This window comes from Paenibacillus sp. FSL E2-0190, assembly GCF_037992965.1.
GTDB classification, from domain to species: domain Bacteria; phylum Bacillota; class Bacilli; order Paenibacillales; family Paenibacillaceae; genus Paenibacillus_AQ; species Paenibacillus_AQ odorifer.
The window spans coordinates 847,688-865,772 of sequence record NZ_CP150306.1 but is presented as its reverse complement, the minus strand read 5'-3'; the positions used below and the strand labels follow the sequence as shown (position 1 = coordinate 865,772).

Annotated in this window: 12 protein-coding genes; 3 read left to right on the top strand and 9 right to left on the bottom strand. The window is 43.7% G+C overall.

Translation table 11 applies throughout. From position 1 onward, the window contains the following. Positions 1-12: 12 nt before the first annotated feature. A complete protein-coding gene (locus NST25_RS03725) occupies positions 13-714 on the bottom strand; it encodes an ABC transporter ATP-binding protein (protein ID WP_036684849.1) in 702 nt (233 codons plus the stop codon). 274 nt (positions 715-988) lie between these two features. Here NST25_RS03725 and NST25_RS03720 point away from each other — a divergent pair, with 274 nt between their 5' ends. Both NST25_RS03720 and NST25_RS03715 read left to right on the top strand, forming a co-directional pair. Then, a complete protein-coding gene (locus NST25_RS03720; protein WP_076098706.1) occupies positions 989-2,764 on the top strand; it encodes an ABC transporter ATP-binding protein in 1,776 nt (591 codons plus the stop codon). Beyond that, on the top strand, positions 2,751-4,526 hold the full coding sequence (locus NST25_RS03715; RefSeq protein WP_036684845.1) for an ABC transporter ATP-binding protein: 1,776 nt from the start codon (positions 2,751-2,753) through the stop codon (positions 4,524-4,526). The genes NST25_RS03720 and NST25_RS03715 overlap by 14 nt, the downstream gene beginning before the upstream one ends. Positions 4,527-4,607: 81 nt before the next feature. Here the strand turns inward: NST25_RS03715 and NST25_RS03710 are convergent, their stop codons facing one another. The 7 genes from NST25_RS03710 to NST25_RS03680 all read right to left on the bottom strand — a co-directional run bounded on the left by NST25_RS03710 (position 4,608) and on the right by NST25_RS03680 (position 13,829). Then, a complete protein-coding gene (locus NST25_RS03710) occupies positions 4,608-7,973 on the bottom strand; it encodes a HEAT repeat domain-containing protein (RefSeq protein ID WP_340393345.1) in 3,366 nt (1,121 codons plus the stop codon). Between the two features lie 175 nt (positions 7,974-8,148). Next, positions 8,149-8,901, bottom strand: coding sequence for a peroxide stress protein YaaA (gene yaaA, locus NST25_RS03705; RefSeq protein WP_340393343.1), 753 nt, complete (start codon positions 8,899-8,901; stop codon positions 8,149-8,151). 96 nt (positions 8,902-8,997) lie between these two features. Next, on the bottom strand, positions 8,998-9,246 hold the full coding sequence (locus NST25_RS03700) for a hypothetical protein (RefSeq protein ID WP_076190102.1): 249 nt from the start codon (positions 9,244-9,246) through the stop codon (positions 8,998-9,000). A 31-nt stretch (positions 9,247-9,277) separates the two neighbouring features. Then, positions 9,278-10,834 carry a glycosyltransferase family 39 protein gene (locus tag NST25_RS03695; RefSeq protein WP_340393342.1) on the bottom strand — a complete coding sequence of 519 codons (1,557 nt, stop codon included), beginning with the start codon at positions 10,832-10,834 and terminating at the stop codon, positions 9,278-9,280. A 672-nt stretch (positions 10,835-11,506) separates the two neighbouring features. Continuing rightward, positions 11,507-12,328 (bottom strand): aminoglycoside phosphotransferase family protein, encoded by an 822-nt coding sequence (locus NST25_RS03690; protein WP_340393340.1) that lies wholly within the window; start codon positions 12,326-12,328, stop codon positions 11,507-11,509. 82 nt (positions 12,329-12,410) lie between these two features. Then, on the bottom strand, positions 12,411-12,800 hold the full coding sequence (locus NST25_RS03685) for a VOC family protein (protein ID WP_340393339.1): 390 nt from the start codon (positions 12,798-12,800) through the stop codon (positions 12,411-12,413). A 141-nt stretch (positions 12,801-12,941) separates the two neighbouring features. Beyond that, positions 12,942-13,829 (bottom strand): hypothetical protein, encoded by an 888-nt coding sequence (locus NST25_RS03680; protein WP_254847754.1) that lies wholly within the window; start codon positions 13,827-13,829, stop codon positions 12,942-12,944. A gap of 484 nt (positions 13,830-14,313) precedes the next feature. Between NST25_RS03680 and NST25_RS03675 the strand changes: the two genes are divergently transcribed. Continuing rightward, positions 14,314-15,837 carry a flavocytochrome c gene (locus NST25_RS03675; RefSeq protein ID WP_340393338.1) on the top strand — a complete coding sequence of 508 codons (1,524 nt, stop codon included), beginning with the start codon at positions 14,314-14,316 and terminating at the stop codon, positions 15,835-15,837. Positions 15,838-15,920: 83 nt separating this feature from the next. Here NST25_RS03675 and gnpA read toward each other — a convergent pair whose 3' ends face one another. Beyond that, complete coding sequence (gene gnpA / locus NST25_RS03670) at positions 15,921-18,083, bottom strand: 1,3-beta-galactosyl-N-acetylhexosamine phosphorylase (protein ID WP_340393336.1); 2,163 nt, start codon at positions 18,081-18,083, stop codon at positions 15,921-15,923. Between the last annotated feature and the right edge of the window lie 2 nt (positions 18,084-18,085).

The window sequence follows — 18,085 nt, the reverse complement described above, 5'->3', positions numbered from 1 at the left end:
GATGCCTTCTCCTTACCATTCAATATCGTCAACGGATACCGGCGAAGGATTGATCACCATCTTCCGTACCTTAGCGTTGTTAATCTCTATAACCCTGTCAGCCATCGGAGCGATCGCCAGATTATGTGTAATTACGATGACCGTTGTCCCGGTGTTACGACAAGTATCCTGCAGCAGCTTCAGCACCTGCTTGCCGGTGTTATAATCAAGCGCCCCTGTCGGCTCGTCGCAGAGCAGCAGCTTCGGCTGTTTAGCCAACGCTCTGGCGATAGCGACACGTTGTTGCTCACCACCGGACAACTGAGCAGGGAAATTATCTAACCGCGCGCCCAGACCCACATCCTCCAGCACCTTACGTGCATCTAGTGCACGCGGGGAAATCTGCGAAGCAAGCTCAACATTTTCCAGTGTGGTCAGATTAGGTACTAGATTATAGAACTGAAATACAAAACCTACGTCATTTCGGCGGTAGCCTGTCAGCTCCTTGGCACTAAACTTGGCGATATCAATGCCATCCACAATGACCTGACCTTCATCGGCGGAATCCATTCCACCCAGAATATTAAGCACCGTAGATTTACCCGCACCACTTGGGCCGACGATCACGGCAAATTCACCTTTTTTTATCTCAAAATCAATCCCGTCATTCGCGACAATTACATTCTCGCCCATCTTGTAACGCTTGTACTCCCCTTTTACAGCAACAAAACTCATTCCTCTTCCTCCTGTCCCTATCCGAACTAAGTCTAATTACTCTACATTGTCTCAGTTTATCATAATTAGAACGCCCAAGCCCGAATGGCAAACCCTCATTACACAAGGTGAAATTCACATCATTAATAAGTTCATTTTTTTGTAACAATAATGTAACAAGGAAATTTTACCGTAAACGATACTTAGTCATTTGATAATGTTATAATCACTTTGTTTTATTTACTCTTTTCAGGCAAGAGTGAAAGAACAAGAACAATCAGAAACAGGTGATCAGATGTTCGAACTGAAATGGCTATGGCAGAACCTAGAGGGAAACCGGACGCGATATATTCTGGCACTCTGCCTTTCGGTGGTGGGCTCAAGTCTTACAATCGTGAATCCGTACATCAGTCAGCGCATTGTCGATACGTTTATAGCCGGTGACAACGCCCTGCAGAATCTTACACAAGAACGGCAATTATTGATTATGCTCTGTCTGGGCATGATCGGATTTTCTCTACTGCGCACAGGTCTCGCATATTTCACGACCATGCAGTACGAGATATCCTCGCAAAATATGATGTACAATGTCCGCATTTATTTGTACAACAAAATTCAGGGACAGGACAGAAAATACTACGATCATAATCGTACCGGCGATCTCATGACCAAGATGACAGGCGATCTGGACATGGTCCGTCACTCTATGGCCTGGATTTTTAAGACGATCATTGAATCGCTAACGATCTTCCTTGCCGCCGTTATCTATTTTTTCACCATAGATGCGGAACTGACGCTGTGGATGCTTATCCTGTCACCGCCCATTTTTATCGTGGCTTACATATTCGCTAAACGCGTCCGTCCTATGTATATTGACCTGCGTGAACGGCTGTCCCAGCTTAACACGACTACACAGGAGAATATCTCAGGCAACCGTGTGGTCAAGGCTTTTGCCCGTGAGGAATTCGAGGTCGAAAAATTCACAGAGAAGAATGTCAACTATTCTACAGCGAACAAAAAGGCCGCCCTTGTATGGCTTGATTATTTTCCTTATCTGGAATCCTTCGCTCAGGGCTTCAACGTAATCCTTATGTTGGTTGGTGGTTTGTTCCTTATGAACGGCCGGATCACCTTCGGTGAGTTTATGGCCTTCTCTTCGCTTATTTGGGCTATATCGAACCCTATGCGCAACATCGGTATCATTATCAACGACATTCAGCGCTTTTTTGCGAGCTTGTCCAAAATCGTAGATATCTATTATGCCCGGCCAAATATTGTTAATGAGCATACTGTCACTGACAAACGCCGTTATGAAGGCCGTATTGAATTCGATCATGTCCGCTTCAAATATGATAGCGCTATCGTACTGGACGATATTAGCTTTACCGTTGAACCCGGTGAAACTGTAGCAATCATGGGCGCGACAGGATCAGGCAAAACAACAATCATCAACCTCATCCCTCGCTTCTACGATGTAGCAGAAGGGCGCGTACTCGTAGACGGTGTTGATGTTCGGCAGCTGGAGCTTGATGAACTTCGTGGAAATATCGGCATGGCGACCCAAGATGTACTCTTGTTCTCTGATACCATTGATGGAAACATCGCCTATGGCGATCCTGATCTTCCGGAAGAAGATGCAATGGGTTATGCAGAGCTCGCAGCCGCACACGACTTCATTACCAAAATGCCTGAAGGTTATGATACCGTTGTCGGGGAACGCGGAGTCGGACTATCGGGGGGACAAAAGCAGCGTATCGCCTTAGCGCGTGCTTTGGCGGTACACCGTCCTATTCTGATTCTCGATGATACGACCTCTGCGGTCGACCTTGAGACGGAGGAGCATATCCAAAAAAGTCTACGTGAACTGGACTATCCTTGTACGAAAATTATTATTGCGCAGCGTGTATCTACTACCTCGCAAGCCGACCGTATTCTCATTCTGGATGGCGGGAAGCTAGTTGAGGAAGGGACACACACTGAACTGCTAGCGAAACGTGGTTACTATTACGAAGTGTTTAAACTGCAGAACGAGGGTATTGGAAGGCAGGTGACCGCAAGTGGCAAGGAATAAATTTGACGTCGATGAAAATCTTGAATCGCCGTTTAATATAAAACACTTCCGGCGTGCGATGGTATATATCAAACGAAAGAAAACCCCAATGATTGTTGCGTTCGTGCTCAGTGCACTTTCAGCAGCCATTTCACTGTCGGCTCCGCTGATCATGCAACATGTCATCGACGTGACCATTCCGGCAAAAGAGAAGCTTGCACTGCTGGGTTGGGCTGCACTGATGCTTGTGACCATCGTGGTCAGCGTTTATCTGGCTACGATACGCTCGCGCATCATGACGAGTGTTGGGCAGGATATTATTTTTGACATCCGAACGGATTTGTTTAAGCATCTGCAAGAATTGCCTTTCAAATATTATGACGACCGTCCACAGGGCAAGATCCTTATCCGGGTCGTAAACTACGTCAACGCCGTTTCAGATGTGTTGTCCAACGGGATTATCAACTTTATTCTAGAAATCGTGAATTTGCTCTTTATCGCAGCCTTCATGTTCGCTGTCGATGTACGACTCTCATTTGTCATCCTTGCCGGACTGCCAGTCTTCCTTGGCATCATGCTGCTGATCAAAACCCGGCAACGCCGGGCATGGCAAGCAGTGTCCAACAAAAGCTCCAACCTGAACGCCTATCTGCAAGAGAGCATTAGCGGTATTGGTGTGACACAAATGTTCTCCCGGGAACAACGTAACGAAGGAATCTTCACACGTCTCGCGGGTAATTTCCGTAAAGAATGGATGAAGGCTCAACGTTACAACTTACTTATTCCGTTCTCTGTAGACAACTTGTCTACGATCGTTACATCATTAATTTTCCTTGTAGGCCTACTAACACTGAGTCCTCAAGACATGACCCTCGGTGTCATTCTGGCGATGAGCAGCTACGCTGCCCGCTTCTGGCAGCCGATTCTGAATCTTTCGAACCTGTACAATAACTTCATCAACGCCGTTGCCTATCTTGAGCGTATCTTCGAAACGCTGGATGAACCGGTTACCGTCAGTGATATCCCGGATGCAAAAACACTGCCATCTGTACAGGGCCATGTCACCTTCGACGATGTAACTTTCGCCTATGACCCGGGGCTTAATATTCTGGAGAATATCTCCTTCAAGGTCAAAGCGGGAGAAAGCATCGCGCTGGTAGGACCCACAGGTGCGGGCAAAACAACCGTCGTCAATCTGATCTCACGCTTTTATAACATTTCCAGTGGTCAGATTCTGATCGACGGCCAGGATATCTCGCAGGTGACGTTAAAATCTCTTCGCAGTCAGATGGGGATTATGTTACAGGATAGCTTCATCTTCTCCGGTACCATTCTGGACAATATTCGGTACGGCCGACTGGATGCGACCGAAGAAGAAGTAATCGCCGCTGCAAAGGCCGTTTGCGCCGACGAATTCATCCGTGAATTCGATCAAGGCTACATGACAGAGGTCAATGAACGTGGCTCCAAGCTGTCTCAAGGACAGCGGCAGCTCATTTCGTTCGCAAGAACACTTTTAGCAGATCCGCGCATTCTCATCTTGGATGAAGCCACTTCTTCCATTGATGCGAAGACTGAGCGCTTATTGCAAAAAGGGCTGAATGAACTGCTTAAGGGACGCACCTCGTTCATTATCGCGCATCGCCTCTCCACCGTAAAAAACTGCGATCGTATTATGTACGTATCTAACAAAGGCATCGCGGAAAGCGGCTCACATGATGAGCTTATCGCACAACGGGGCCTTTATTACCGCCTCTACACAGCACAGAAGATGGAAGCTTAATTGAATAAACACCAAAAGAGCTCAGGCCGATTTGCAGCCTGAGCCTTTTTGATGCTTTATATTTTCAAAAAATATCAAAAACTAATCTATCGCCGTCCAAATATTTAGCGCAAGTGAGCGAACCGCAAGGTTCGTGTGATCTCTGTACAACCGCAGACGCTCTGCAGGCTCTGGACTCCACAATAGAGCACTTCCGGCAACTTCAAGCAACGAAAGTCCAATATACTGAGATTCGTAACGACTCTCAGACCCTAGAACATCTACAATTTCCAATAAAGTTTCCGGACTCCAGTATCCCGTGCTCTCTTCTAAATTATACGCGACCTGCTTATAAACATCGCTTAATAGCTGGGGTTGATTTGAAATAGTGGTAACCATCCGATTGAGATAATTGACGGATTCCTTCACATTATTCCAATCTATTGCTGCTATATATAATTTCATCACAGCTTGCTGTAAGGTCTCATCAGATGCCAGACAGTCAATCAGATCCGTATACAAAGGGATAAGGTGCATCCGGGTGATTTTTGGCAACGCTATCAGCTGGTTGACTAATTTCAGTAGACGTTGCCGATGAGGCAAATCTCTTTTGGCAGTGGCGTTCCATTCATCCCTTATCGCTGCACTAACCAGTCTCTGACATACACCAACTACAACCTCATTGATCTTACCATCGCGACAGGTTTCTACCAGCGTGTTCATAGCAGTTTCCCATCTAATGCTGTCTTCCAAATCCGTAATAGACTGAGCGGTGGCAGCTGCAACAATCCCTTCATTTCCATTTGTCCACCGCATCATAGAAATGAAAGCATATCTGCCAATATACGCATCTTGGTGCCTTGCGATTTCTAGGATTAATCCTAGATAACGTGGTCTAAAGTCTAGCGGAAGAGCATTAGGCTGTTGAGATAATAAACTTCCTGCAATGTCACTTTCTGATGAAGAAGCCATTGTACTTAACATATCCCAAGCGCGTTCATCATCTAAAAGCTGTTTCGCAGCATGCCCTATGGCTATGATTACATCCTTGTGTGCATTGGGTTTCTCGAACTCATTCATCAATAGTGGAAGGCTGTCATCGCTTCTATAAGCGCCCAGTAAGCGGATGGCTTCTTTTCTGACAGTGATCTTCAGCTTATCCCGATTCAGAAGCTCTTTCAGCATGGTAACCAGTAACACCGGATTCACCCTGCGGATGCATCTGGGTATCGAGTACATGGCTACACGGGCCCGGTCCCCATCCAGATTCTCTAGCAGAACGGGAAGTGCCTTCTCCGGTTCTTCCATAAGCGAAAAGGCATGAAGTGCAGCTTCTACTACAGTTACTTCCTTATCCTGCATAAGCCCAAGTAACCTATCCGAACCGAGATCAGGCATGCTTGCCATGATCTTAATAACGCTTGCACGCTCCCAAAGATTACGTTTGGCATCGTATGCAATTTTTTCTAATAAGGCACTTAAAGCTTGTTGCTGACGTGGCAGCCATCTGTAGAATCCATCCGCGGCCGGCACAAGATAGATAGTTTTGCCTGATAGGAACTTGCCCTTAATGATAGCTCCTGAAATAAAAGGATCGAGCCATTCCTGACGCTTCAGATGCAGATGCTGGAACACTTCATGGATCGTAATATACGATTTATCTATAGCTAATAATTCCTTAACTCTGGCATCACGCGTTGTACGAGGCGCAAGCCAGTATCTGGCCGCTTGTATGGCTGTAGAATCCGCCTTTGCCCTCGTTGCTTCCTTTAACAGATTCTGAAGTTTTATGATGCCATAACCTCTTTTACCGAATGAGCTAGCTAGGCTTAACACCAGATTGTAATCTTCTCTTTTGTTGGCCTGTACAGCTAATGTATAAATTTCGTCGAAGATAATCTCTTCTACTCCCCGGGGTAAATTCTTCTCCAAGGATGGAAGGGAAAGCTGCCCATTCTGCTTGGCCAATTTCTGAATCGTTTTTAAAGAAAACTTAAACAGCTCACCATGAGGAAGTAATGCGTTATGCCGGAGAATAGCAAACGCCAGTTGTTGAACGGAAAATTTTGTGCCATATGAAGTATCTCTGGCCTCTATAACACTATCAACAAGCAAAGTAAGCTCTTGTACATGGGCATCTGTGAACACAGACGCAGGACTTTCCGATAGCTCTTTAAACACAGCGCCCCGGACAGGATCCTGATCATTTTTAATCCGGCCCAGGTACACCAAAGTTTCATTCATGCCCTGTCTCGACAGTACGGTACTTCTGATCAGCTGCATAAGCGCCGTGGCACGTTCGTCTGCACTGGATACCTGTGTTGCTTGTTCAAGTCCCGCTCTTGAATGAAGAATAGAACGGCAAGCAGTAAATCTGACTGTTCTCTCCCGGTCATCATTGATTTCACGAAGGCCAAGCATCCGGGTGGCTTCCTTGTCACGCAAGACATGTGGTAATACATATAGTAATCTTTCCGGAAAAATGCGTTCATTGCGTTTATCTTCTTCATACACAGCATCGAAAATGACCTTGCGGTTAGAGGGTGCAATATTCTGAAGCAGCTTTGCTATGTGCATAGGGTGATCTGCGAGTAGTTTCGCTATCTCCATCCATTGATCCATGGATAAATATTTTTTCCTTTTAAGAACAGCTTCAGGAACACCATAAGAAATCAGATCGCTCCGCGACTCCGTTCGTGTTAACAGCTGATACACCTTATTAGGATTTTGGCGTATAAGCGTGCCAAGCTGTTCTTTTAACGCAGGATGTATGATGCCCATGGGTCCATGATTCAGTGCACACTCCAGCACCAAATCTGCCTTCAGATTGCATAGGATCTCCAGAGCTGATGAGAATCTCCACCAGACATAGCCTTTTTCCCTGAGTGGTGTGCTTTCCAGTGTTGTTGCAAAGTATTCTGCTACTACGTTAAGATGCCGGCTGGATAATTTCTTCCAGTCTTTTATGGCATACCCGATATCAGCAAGCCATTTACTTACCGTAGCCGAATAACAGGCCTGCAATATAATCGCGGCTTCCTCCGCTCCCCATCGGGCATACACTACAGGCAATAAGCGTTCCGCTAATTCCTGACGGTTAATCTGTGAAATACTGTGCAGCAGCTTGCGGCGGCAATCATGGGATAAATGGGGGAGCTCACGTTCAATATCAGCATCCGAAGCCACCTTTGCCAAAAGACCCGCAGCCGTATTTCTGATACTTGCCTTGGGATGCCGCAGTGCTGATAGAATAATAGCATCATCTTGTGTTGCAATGGCGCCGATTAAGGCAAGTCGTGCTTCATAAACACCATCCTCCAGCAAAGAGGCTAGTAATTGGGAGTACTGGACAGATCCGAGATGATCACGGCCTAGGATTGCTACTTTCTTGATTCTGTCGGAATAACCTAGCGAATCCAATTCTTTAAGTAAGCTCTGTTTATCCAATGGATCTCTTTTGAAAATCATAAGTCCTCCTCGTTAACCTGTTCTTATTCCACCCGAACTTTATTCTCTATACCCTAATCTATCCCCTTTAAAAAAACTAGAATTCAGCATCTGGTTTCGTTGATCAAAAAATAAAGGTAACCCTGAAGCTGGTTATTCAACCCCCTTCAGAATTACCCATCATGTACTGCTTGCTCTAGTCATTCTTTTTCTGAATAAACACATACGTACTCTCATCCGACAGCTCATCAGCAAAGCTGAAATCAAATCCGTCGAAGCCTTTGATATCCTCCACACAGCTGATTTGCCGCTCAGCCATGAAGCGTACCATTTCACCTCTGGCCATCTTGACCAGGGTCGCTCTCTCTACTACCTTACCGCCGATCTCCTGCCCGAATACACAACTAACCATGCGAACATTCCCGCCAATGTAAGGGGAGATGCACTTGCTGTACTCCTTAGAGGCCAGATTCAGAATGATGTCAGTCTCCGAAAATAGCTGATCTGCCAGCTTCCTGTTCCAGAACTCGTAGATAGACTTGAAACCAGGTCCGCTAAGCTTTGCCTGCATCTCCAGCCTGTACGGCACAACGCCGTCAAATGGCCGGACGATTCCATAGAATCCGGACAATATCCGTAAATGCTGCTGAAGATATTCCAGCTCCTCCATTTGAAGTACCCCGGGTGCCATGTACTGGTACTGGATACCCTCATAAGAAAAAATAGCCGGTGTAAGATTCCGTGTTACATCCATATCCCGAATCCGCTCCACATTCAGCGTGGCGATGGCATCATTGCATTTCCATAACGATTTGGCTTCTTCATAATTCAACTTTTGTAATAAGGCCAGAAGAGTCTGCGACTCGCTTATGAATTGCGGCATCTGGCGGCAATCCAAGAAATCCGTATCCATCTTCATCTTCTTGGCAGGCGATATAATGATTCTCATGGTGCTCCCTTTTCTTACCCCCGCGGGGAATTTAAATGTAACCTTATCCTATCACACTTAATCTTCGTAGGCTTGGGGCAAGTTCATGAAATTTGTTCACTGCCGCCCACCTTGTGCGCCACCGCCATCTGTACCTGGGTTGCCGTTTCTCCTTGTCCCACCATTCATGTTGGGAGATCCGCCCCCATCTTTCCCCCGCCCGCCGGTGAAGCCCTGTCCCCCGTTCGCTCTTGACCCGGAGTCAGTACTCGTTATCTTCTGTGCGGTAATAGCATCGCAGGAGACGAGCACCATGGAACAACTTAGCACTGCTATGAGCAAAGCGAAATACCGCTTGGTCCGCATCTTTGAATCCCCTCTTTCCGAGCGAACATAGTTAACGTGGAAAACATCTTTTTAACATATAATCGTATACGTCCTTAAAACCCATGTAGGATAATACGATCAGCAGCGGATACACCGGGTAAATATACCGGGACTTGATCTCCCATAAAAGATAGAATCCGATAAAGCCCAGCACCACAAGAATCAAAGAGGTCTCTTCAAATCTTTTGGCTCTTATTCCACCTATTAAGCGAACGAGTATAAATACATACATCAGAAAATTCAGAACATACAGCAGCCACAACATTCCACTTCTATAATTGGAGTCTGCCTTAAACAAATCCGTAGCAGCATTAGTGTAGCTATAACGGTCCATGACAAAGCCCATTCTCCCCCCGTTACTGGATGATCCGTCATTTCCGAGCCCATATCGTTCCATCTGGTAGGTTCCTTCCGTCCATGTCCAAACGATTTTTTTATAATACATCTTCACTAAGTCACTTAGGCCCGCCTCGGAGAGTTTATTACTGATTTCTTCTTTAAATAACTCCGTACTTTCTGCCTTATTATAATTTGCATCCTGCTGATAGATAGCGTAGCTCTCCCGGTTGTCCCAGAACCCAAACGTCTCCAGATTGATCCCCATATTCAGCCACATGTAGACAGGTGCGGAATTTTCGTTCATCGGTTCATCTGCAACATTCGTCGCCTGCAGCACAGCATTTTGCGTCCAGCCGGGAACATTAAACAATATGGCCGTGATAACCAAAGCGCTAAAAACCTTTTTCACCCCGATAGAACGTATGTTAAATAAAAGACCCGCCACCACGGTAATCAGAAAAATAACACCGATACTGCGGAAATAGTTGCCTATTGCCAGTAAGAGAGCTGCGAAGAGAATATCCTTAATGGACCTTCTTTTGATAAATCTTATGGCAAAATATAAAGCACTTGTCAGAAAGGCGGTAGCGATCACATCGTTATAGATAAAATTACTCATAAACAATGAAGGGATATAGGTTGCAGCAAACACGAGGACGCCATAATCCTTATCCTTGGACTTATAATTGAGCTCTTTATACAGCATGTAAATCATTAATGAGGTTAAGAGTGTAAACAGAATATTAAATATTTTGATTACCAGATAATTATCCGGAAAGATCAACAACAACGTCTTTAAATATAAAACGATCGAAAAATTAAACGGAAACATATGCAGATAGCCGTTCGTGTCAAACGACGAATAATCATTCCTGTACAGCATGTCGAGTGCCAATGAAAGGACTGTCTGCGAATCATCCGTCGGCAAGCGTGGAAACAGAAAGATAATCACCATCTGGATTGCAAAAGAAAACAGCAGTGTGGCTGGAATGACTATTTTCCAACTGTACTTATTAAGCTTCAGGCACATTTTATACAAAATAACGCTTAATGCCAGCACCACTGCGATCACTAGAATAAAAAGACCCAGCTGTTGTCTCTCCAAAATTGGCGTGTCCCCATATACGAAATAATTATATTTCGCCCTAATAAAAAAGGAGGATGCGATAAAAAGACCGATAAAGAATGCAAGTATGAGATACAATGTTTTTTGAATTCCTCTTATCATGGAAAACCTCCTTTGCGCAATCGAAAGCCCTTTACAATCCGCTGCCCCGATTCATAAAAAGCATTATAAACACCCAAACTGAAAATCCAATGAAAATCGGATGTTTGGGAATTCGCAAAGAAGAGATTTAGAAAGAGAGGTACGTCCTACAATTGGGAATCAAAAAATCGCAAATGTGATACGGAAGTTTCAAAATGGAGAGAGTTGCGGAGACAAAGAGAGGAAATGGAAAACTACTCCAATCCTAGGGAGTATTATGACAAGAGTCTTAATTCTCTTTCAAACGATTATGCTATACTGGTGGAGCAAATAGAATAGGCTTAAAGGGTCGGTCGGCTACCTCTCACCGAAGGGAGGGACGCCTTGTGACAGTGTTTGAAGCAATGATGCTTATGCTAACCTTTGGTTCGCTTATCGTAGCGCTGCTGTCCAATAAACGCAAATAGACCGCCCACTCACAAAGGCATGCGGTCTATCTGTCGTGTCCTATTTGCTGAAGCCTACCGCCCTTAAAAGCGGCTATTGCCTTGGGAGTCGTGTTACAGCACGGCTCTCTTTGCATTTTACGTCTTTTCTACCTTTAATATACCACAAATAATTTAATAACGTAATAATGTACGGTGTTACATTACATTTCCAATCTCCCAGAAAATCCATCCATCCTTGCGTACATCAGAACAATTTACTATCCATCTTTTTTAAAAACCGATTATTAGCGATTAAGCCTATCACTCTCTTCGTTGTATTAGGCCCTTTCGGTGTGCTACCTCTTCTATTCAGCAAAATCCACCGTAGACATACCCAAGCTTCAAAGATCTCAAGTTCTTCCTGATCCATATCATTTTCCAATAGATAAGCAGTTCGGAACACATCAGCATAACGCTCAGAGATATATATTTTCAGCAGAATAAGTGACCAGGCAAAATCATATCTAGAGTCTCCCAACTGGCCGTTCGTCCAATCGATTATGGTATATCGCTCTTTATCCTCCACTATATTTCCGATATGAAAATCCCCATGAATGATACAGTCTTGCTTCATTGGAGTTTGCTCAACAAGAGCAGTCAACACATTATAAATATCAGATTGTTCTTTGGCTTCAGGGAAAAAATAGCCGATGAAATCGTATTTTGGCAGTTGTATATTTCCAATCTCTTCAACGCGAATCTTATGTATTTTTGCTAATAGGCTTGCGAGTTCCTTCATTTTCCTGGTATTCATTTTATGAATAGGGGTTCCGTCAAAACTTGTTAACAACACCTTATGTCCCTCCGGATTGATTCCCCAGCCCACTGGTTTAGAGACGGCTACTCCTCGTTCGGATAGAACATCCAATAAACGATATTGAAACTGGACATCCGGTCTGGATTCCTTATTCCATGTTTTCAGTACATAGCTCTCTTGATCAGAATTAATCCTCATGACCTCAGCTTCAAATCCTTGATCCATTGTATGCGCAGTTAAGCTGTCTTCCTGATTTAATAAGTCGTTCATGATTTCGTTGTGCTCTAGCCAATTTATGATAGATATAGGAGTTTTCAAAAATGGGTCTTCCTTTCGGATGATTGTATAGACTCTATGATTCTTCTGGAATGCCCGCTACGATCTCAAGCAAATTTCCTTCTGGGTCAGCTACAACAGATTCACGCAACCCATAGGGCTGCGAAATAGGTTCTTTTACAGGAGTCGCTCCTGCCTTTACCAGACGCTCAAATTCCTTGTCAACGTCCTCAGGTGAGGGAACGCCAAATGAAATTTCCATAGTCCCATTTATCCCTCTGGGATAGGTTAGCTGTGACATATTCAGTGCATCCCGCTGACACAAATTAAAGAATACACCACTCTTCAGTTGAACCCCGGTAAATACGCCACCCTCCCATTCTATAGCTATTTTCATGACGTCACGATAAAAGGTAACCATCTTTTCCATGTCTTTCACAAAAAAAGTGATCGCGCCGATTTCCATAAAATACACCTACTATTCTAAAATATTCCTTTTACGGTTATAGAAATAGTAACATAGGCTTTAAAATTATGAAATGAACTATAAAATAATAAAAAGCCCTGTAGAAACTCTACAGAGCTTAGTTACTGGGCAAAAGTATTTTTACAAATAACATAAAATAGATTGTTCTATCCAGTACATAAATACAGTATCCGGGCTTTCCTTTTCAAACTTTTTCATTTTTAAATACATATCCATTCCATCAGAAACATCATGCCATAAATCCGTAAATACAAAATCATATTTTTCCTTAGACATATGTTGTTCTGCATATTCGAAAGCATCTGCTTGGATAAGCCTGATCTTGTGAGCATTACTGAATTGTGGCAGTACATATTTATTAAATAAATCAATGACATCTTGATTTTTTTCAACAACCGTTATGCTTTCAACATTAACTTTTTCAGAAACCATATAAGCATAATAGCCAAGTCCAAGCCCAAATGTAAGAACATTCCCAAACGCTTTATCAACAGCTTCTTTCATTGTTTCTATTTCATTTGGTGTGATCGTCATCCAGATTCTTTCATTCTCCAAGACAGCCGGGAACATGAATTCAGTTTGAAAAAAACCAACCTGAGGAATTTGTCTTCCCTCTTCTGTCCGGATGATATCATTGCAAACAAAACCTTCAAAGGGTTTATATTTTTCATATTTTAATTCACTATTATTAATCTTTATAGTTGGTATCTTGATATTTTTATAATATGGATTGTCATAATATTCATTTGCATCAAGCTTATGAAGCATATTGCTAAAATATTGGTTGAACAATTCCTTATCATCAACATTATCAACCGTATCCATCCCAAAAGCAGCAGCCAGCATTAAACCAAAAGCGTATTCATAAGATACACCACAGTTTACGATTTCTTCAATTTCTTCTTTGTTAATAAAGTCGGGGGTATTATTCAAATAGCGGCTTAGTAAAGCAAACACTTTATAGTTATCTTCTTTTACTTTTTCTTTTATTACATTATTAAATTCCATATTCTCACCTATTAATTAGAATTTGTTTCTATGTCTCATGTTAGTCTTTCCGGATTGACTAGTAGGCAATACTCTCATTTTACCATTTAAAAATCCAGAAGAACAAAAACCGCTTTACTAATCCGTGACAGTTACCACTTCTACAGTGAGAAAATCTTACGTCAAAATCTTCTAATTGCAAGGTTTATGGTCCATTTTTCAGCTAATCTGCTCAATATTTCGTTAACCTATGTTAGAATAGACGACTTGTATAATTTGTGAAAACTTTCACTAATAGTCATGATTGATGGTATACTTAATAAGAAGATGAACTAAAGAGAATAACGATGGAAACTGTGGACGTAACCGTAGAAGATTTGAAGTTTGGAGAACAACAGCGACGCGCGCGCTTCTCCACTTCCAACTCCCTCTGATACTTCCTTTCTTTTTTGTCGGGTTCTTTTGGTACATCTTAATAGAGAAATATAAAAGTGGAGGGTTAACAATGAAAAAGAAAGCAGCTGGTGCTCTGAGTCTCGTCCTCTCTGTCATGCTCGTTACCGCAGGTTGCGGTAATGGAAACGACAAGGTGAACGAGAGCAAGAGTAATAACAACGAGAAAAAAGAAGTTGAAGCCGTCTCCGGGGCATCTGAAGCAAGCTACACACCATTCGATCAATTAAAAGATAAATATGATATCATCATTGTCGGTGCGGGTGGTGCGGGAATGTCCGCGGCGCTTGAGGCCAAAGAGAAAGGCATGAACCCTGTTATTTTGGAAAAAATGCCGGTTGCCGGCGGGAACACAACCAAATCCTCTTCGGGAATGAACGCTTCTGAAACGAAATTCCAAAAAGAACAAAACATTGAAGACAGCAATGATTTATTTTATGAAGAGTCATTAAAAGGTGGCCATGACACTAACGACAAAGAAATGCTTCGTTTCTTCGTTGATAATTCCGCGAGTGCGATCGATTGGCTGGATTCCATAGGAATCCGCTTGAACAATATCACCATTACAGGCGGCATGAACGAAAAACGTACACACCGTCCTGAAGATGGCTCTGCTGTGGGTCAATACCTTGTCAAAGGTTTAGTGAAAAACGTACAAGAGAAAGAAATCCCACTTTTCGTGAATGCTGATGTCAAAGAAATCACTGAAAAAGATGGCAAAGTAAATGGCGTCAAGGTCCTCTTTAACCAAACAGAGGAAAAAACAATTAAGGCAGATGCTGTCGTTGTAACCACTGGCGGATTCGGTGCCAATATGGATTTGATCTCCGAAGTAAGACCTGACTTGGAAGGCTACGTTACTACTAACCAAATCGGCAGTACCGGAGACGGCATCAAGATGATTGAGAAACTCGGCGGCACAACCGTCGATATGGATCAAATCCAAGTTCACCCGACTGTGCAGCAAGAAAAATCCTACCTCATCGGCGAAGCTGTTCGTGGGGAAGGCGCTATCCTTGTTTCCAGTGAAGGTACACGGTTCACCAATGAATTGGATACCCGTGATAAAGTAACAGCTTCCATCAATACACTACCTGAAAAAGCAGCTACGCTGGTCTTTGATTCCGGTGTTAAATCCCGTGTGAAGGCTGTTGAACAATATGACAAAATGGGCTTCGTGATTCAGGCGGATTCCATCGAAGCTTTGGCCAAAGAAATCGGTGTTCCAGAGGATAAGCTGGCAACAACGCTTGATACTTGGAACAGCGCCGTTAAGAATAAAAAGGATGCCGAATTTGGCAGAACTACAGGAATGGACAATGACCTGTCCACTGGTCCTTTCTACGCTATTAAAATTGCTCCTGGGATTCACTACACCATGGGTGGCGTGAAGATCAATACGAACACAGAGGTTCTAAATAAAGATGGTGAAGCTATCCCTGGTCTGTTTGCGGCAGGCGAAGTTACAGGCGGCTTACACGGACAAAACCGGATTGGCGGCAACTCTGTTGCAGAAATCATTATTTTTGGTCGTCAAGCTGGGATCAAATCTGCTGAATTCATAAAAGCAAAATAAGTAGATAACAGATACTATAGGCCTCACAGCAAAAAGCTCAAGCATCGGCAAGTTAGCCGCTGGCTTGAGCTTTTTTAATGGGATTAATCGCCAATAGTTCGGATAATAGTATCAAACGGATCTAATTCCAGGGTTTGTTGTCCATATTCCGTATCAATCGTAGTTTTTTGAAGCTGGTCGCTATTGTTAATCACGACGAGTATTTTACTTTCTGGATAATACGCACACTCTGTATATAAATTATCCGTAATATACTTTGTGTCCTTTAACTCATTCCCGGCATAACGAATCACATTTAACAGCAATCTTGTATTCTCAAAGCTTAAGGTGAAAGAAGGCAGGTAGATCCCCTTTCCTTTACCAAAGGCATGGGTGGACAATGTTATCATCCCACTCTTTTCACACAATACCGCTGCTGAGCCATCCGTAAGATAAATGTTATTTTTAGGTGTTATGCTGGCTCCTTCAGGCACTAAACCTTGCTCATCTCTAGCCTCAAATGTCCATCTTCCATGAGCTACCTTGGAGCCTGTATCCTCATCCAGACCAAGCACATGTGCCATTCTGAAAAAGCTGTCATAACCATCAAGCGCCGAAGGCTGATTGATACCTATAAAAGTACCGCCCTCATAAACCCATTCTGTCAGTAAGTCCACGCACTTATGGTCACTCCAATATTCTCCACCACTCCATGCTGAACCTGCCGAGCCGGCATTGATCACTACATCACACTCTTGTAATACTCCCTTACGGATATCTTCAAAATCAATGAACTGCACCTCAACCGGCAACCCGGACAAAGCCTCATTGATATGAATCAAATCATGCATATACGTTTCATGGAAATGTCCGGACAAGGTCCACGATCTCAATTTGCCCCAAGCGTGCAAAATGGCTACCTTCGTCTTAATGTGATACGGTTTGCCTTTATGATGCAGCTCTTTAATTTCTCTGAATTCATCCGCGATCTTTTCGATATAATCACAAAAATCCGGATAAGGCTCTACAAGATGCAAATATCCGCCCAGTCCAATCCGATCTATAGGCTCTCTGAGCAAGGCGCGCCGGATATTAATCCAATACTTTTTGGCATCGAGCGTAGGGTTACCTCCCTCCATAAACGTAGGAAGCCCTCCCAATCCAACCGGAAATAAATAGGGATGCAGCCGAATCTCATGGGTAGCTACTTTTACACCAGAGCAAAGCCTTGCCTCATACCCTGAGAACACACATTTAATCATCCCGTCAAAACCAAACTCCTCAAAACGGTCATTGTAAGGCTCCATGCCAACCCAACTATCATCATAGAAGACATACGCCAGCTTATCGTGCTTATGCACAATATCAATTAATTGCTTACCAAATTCGATGACAAAATCATTGATAAATGCCATATAGTCCAGCTTCCGCTGCTGCGCCGGGATATGACTGACCCGATATTTCCCACCATTCACAAAATCCTCGGCCGTGAGCGAATACCCATATTTCTTGGCAAACAGATCAAGCGCCCTTGAGCTTACCGTAAAATCATATGAACCCCAGTCCGAGAACAAATGGCGATTGCGCTCATCACTGCCCCAGATCCAGGCGAAATTATAAAAGAGGGAGGTGAACCGAACCACTGTTGTTTCCTTATGCTTATGACACCAATCTTCTATCCAATGGAGTAAATATTTTTGCGTTTCTACATAGATGGGATCAATCTGCATCAGATGCTCTTTTTCCCAGTGATTCGTGGTGTGATTGTACATGGAGATCTCTTCCCAAATCCGGTAGACCATGAAGCTGACTGTGTATTTATGCCAAGGCGTTATTCCGGTAATGACTACATTTCCCGATTCCCGCTCATAATTCCACAGTTCTCTTGGAACCTCTTCGCCCGTCGTTCGGTCAAAAACCTGCCAGTACTTAAACGCCTCTTTGGAATCATTCACTCGGAATTGTTCAGCAAAAAAATCCTCCATCAGATAGATGGATAAATAATCCTGTACCGCTACCTTCGGATTAGTTATTAAAAAACTCTGCTGCAGTTTATCTGAATTCTGGGACGCCCATTCGTTATGATCTCTGATGATGCAGATTGTAGAATAAATGCCGTATCCTGCGTTGATAATCTCATCGGACAACTGTGTGCCGTCACTGTCACGGATGACATCGGCACCCCAACGTTCAGCTAATTCCAGGGTCAATGCCTCATAACCGGATTCTCCCGGCAGTGTAAAGGCCCCCGTTGTTTGTTTGGACAACT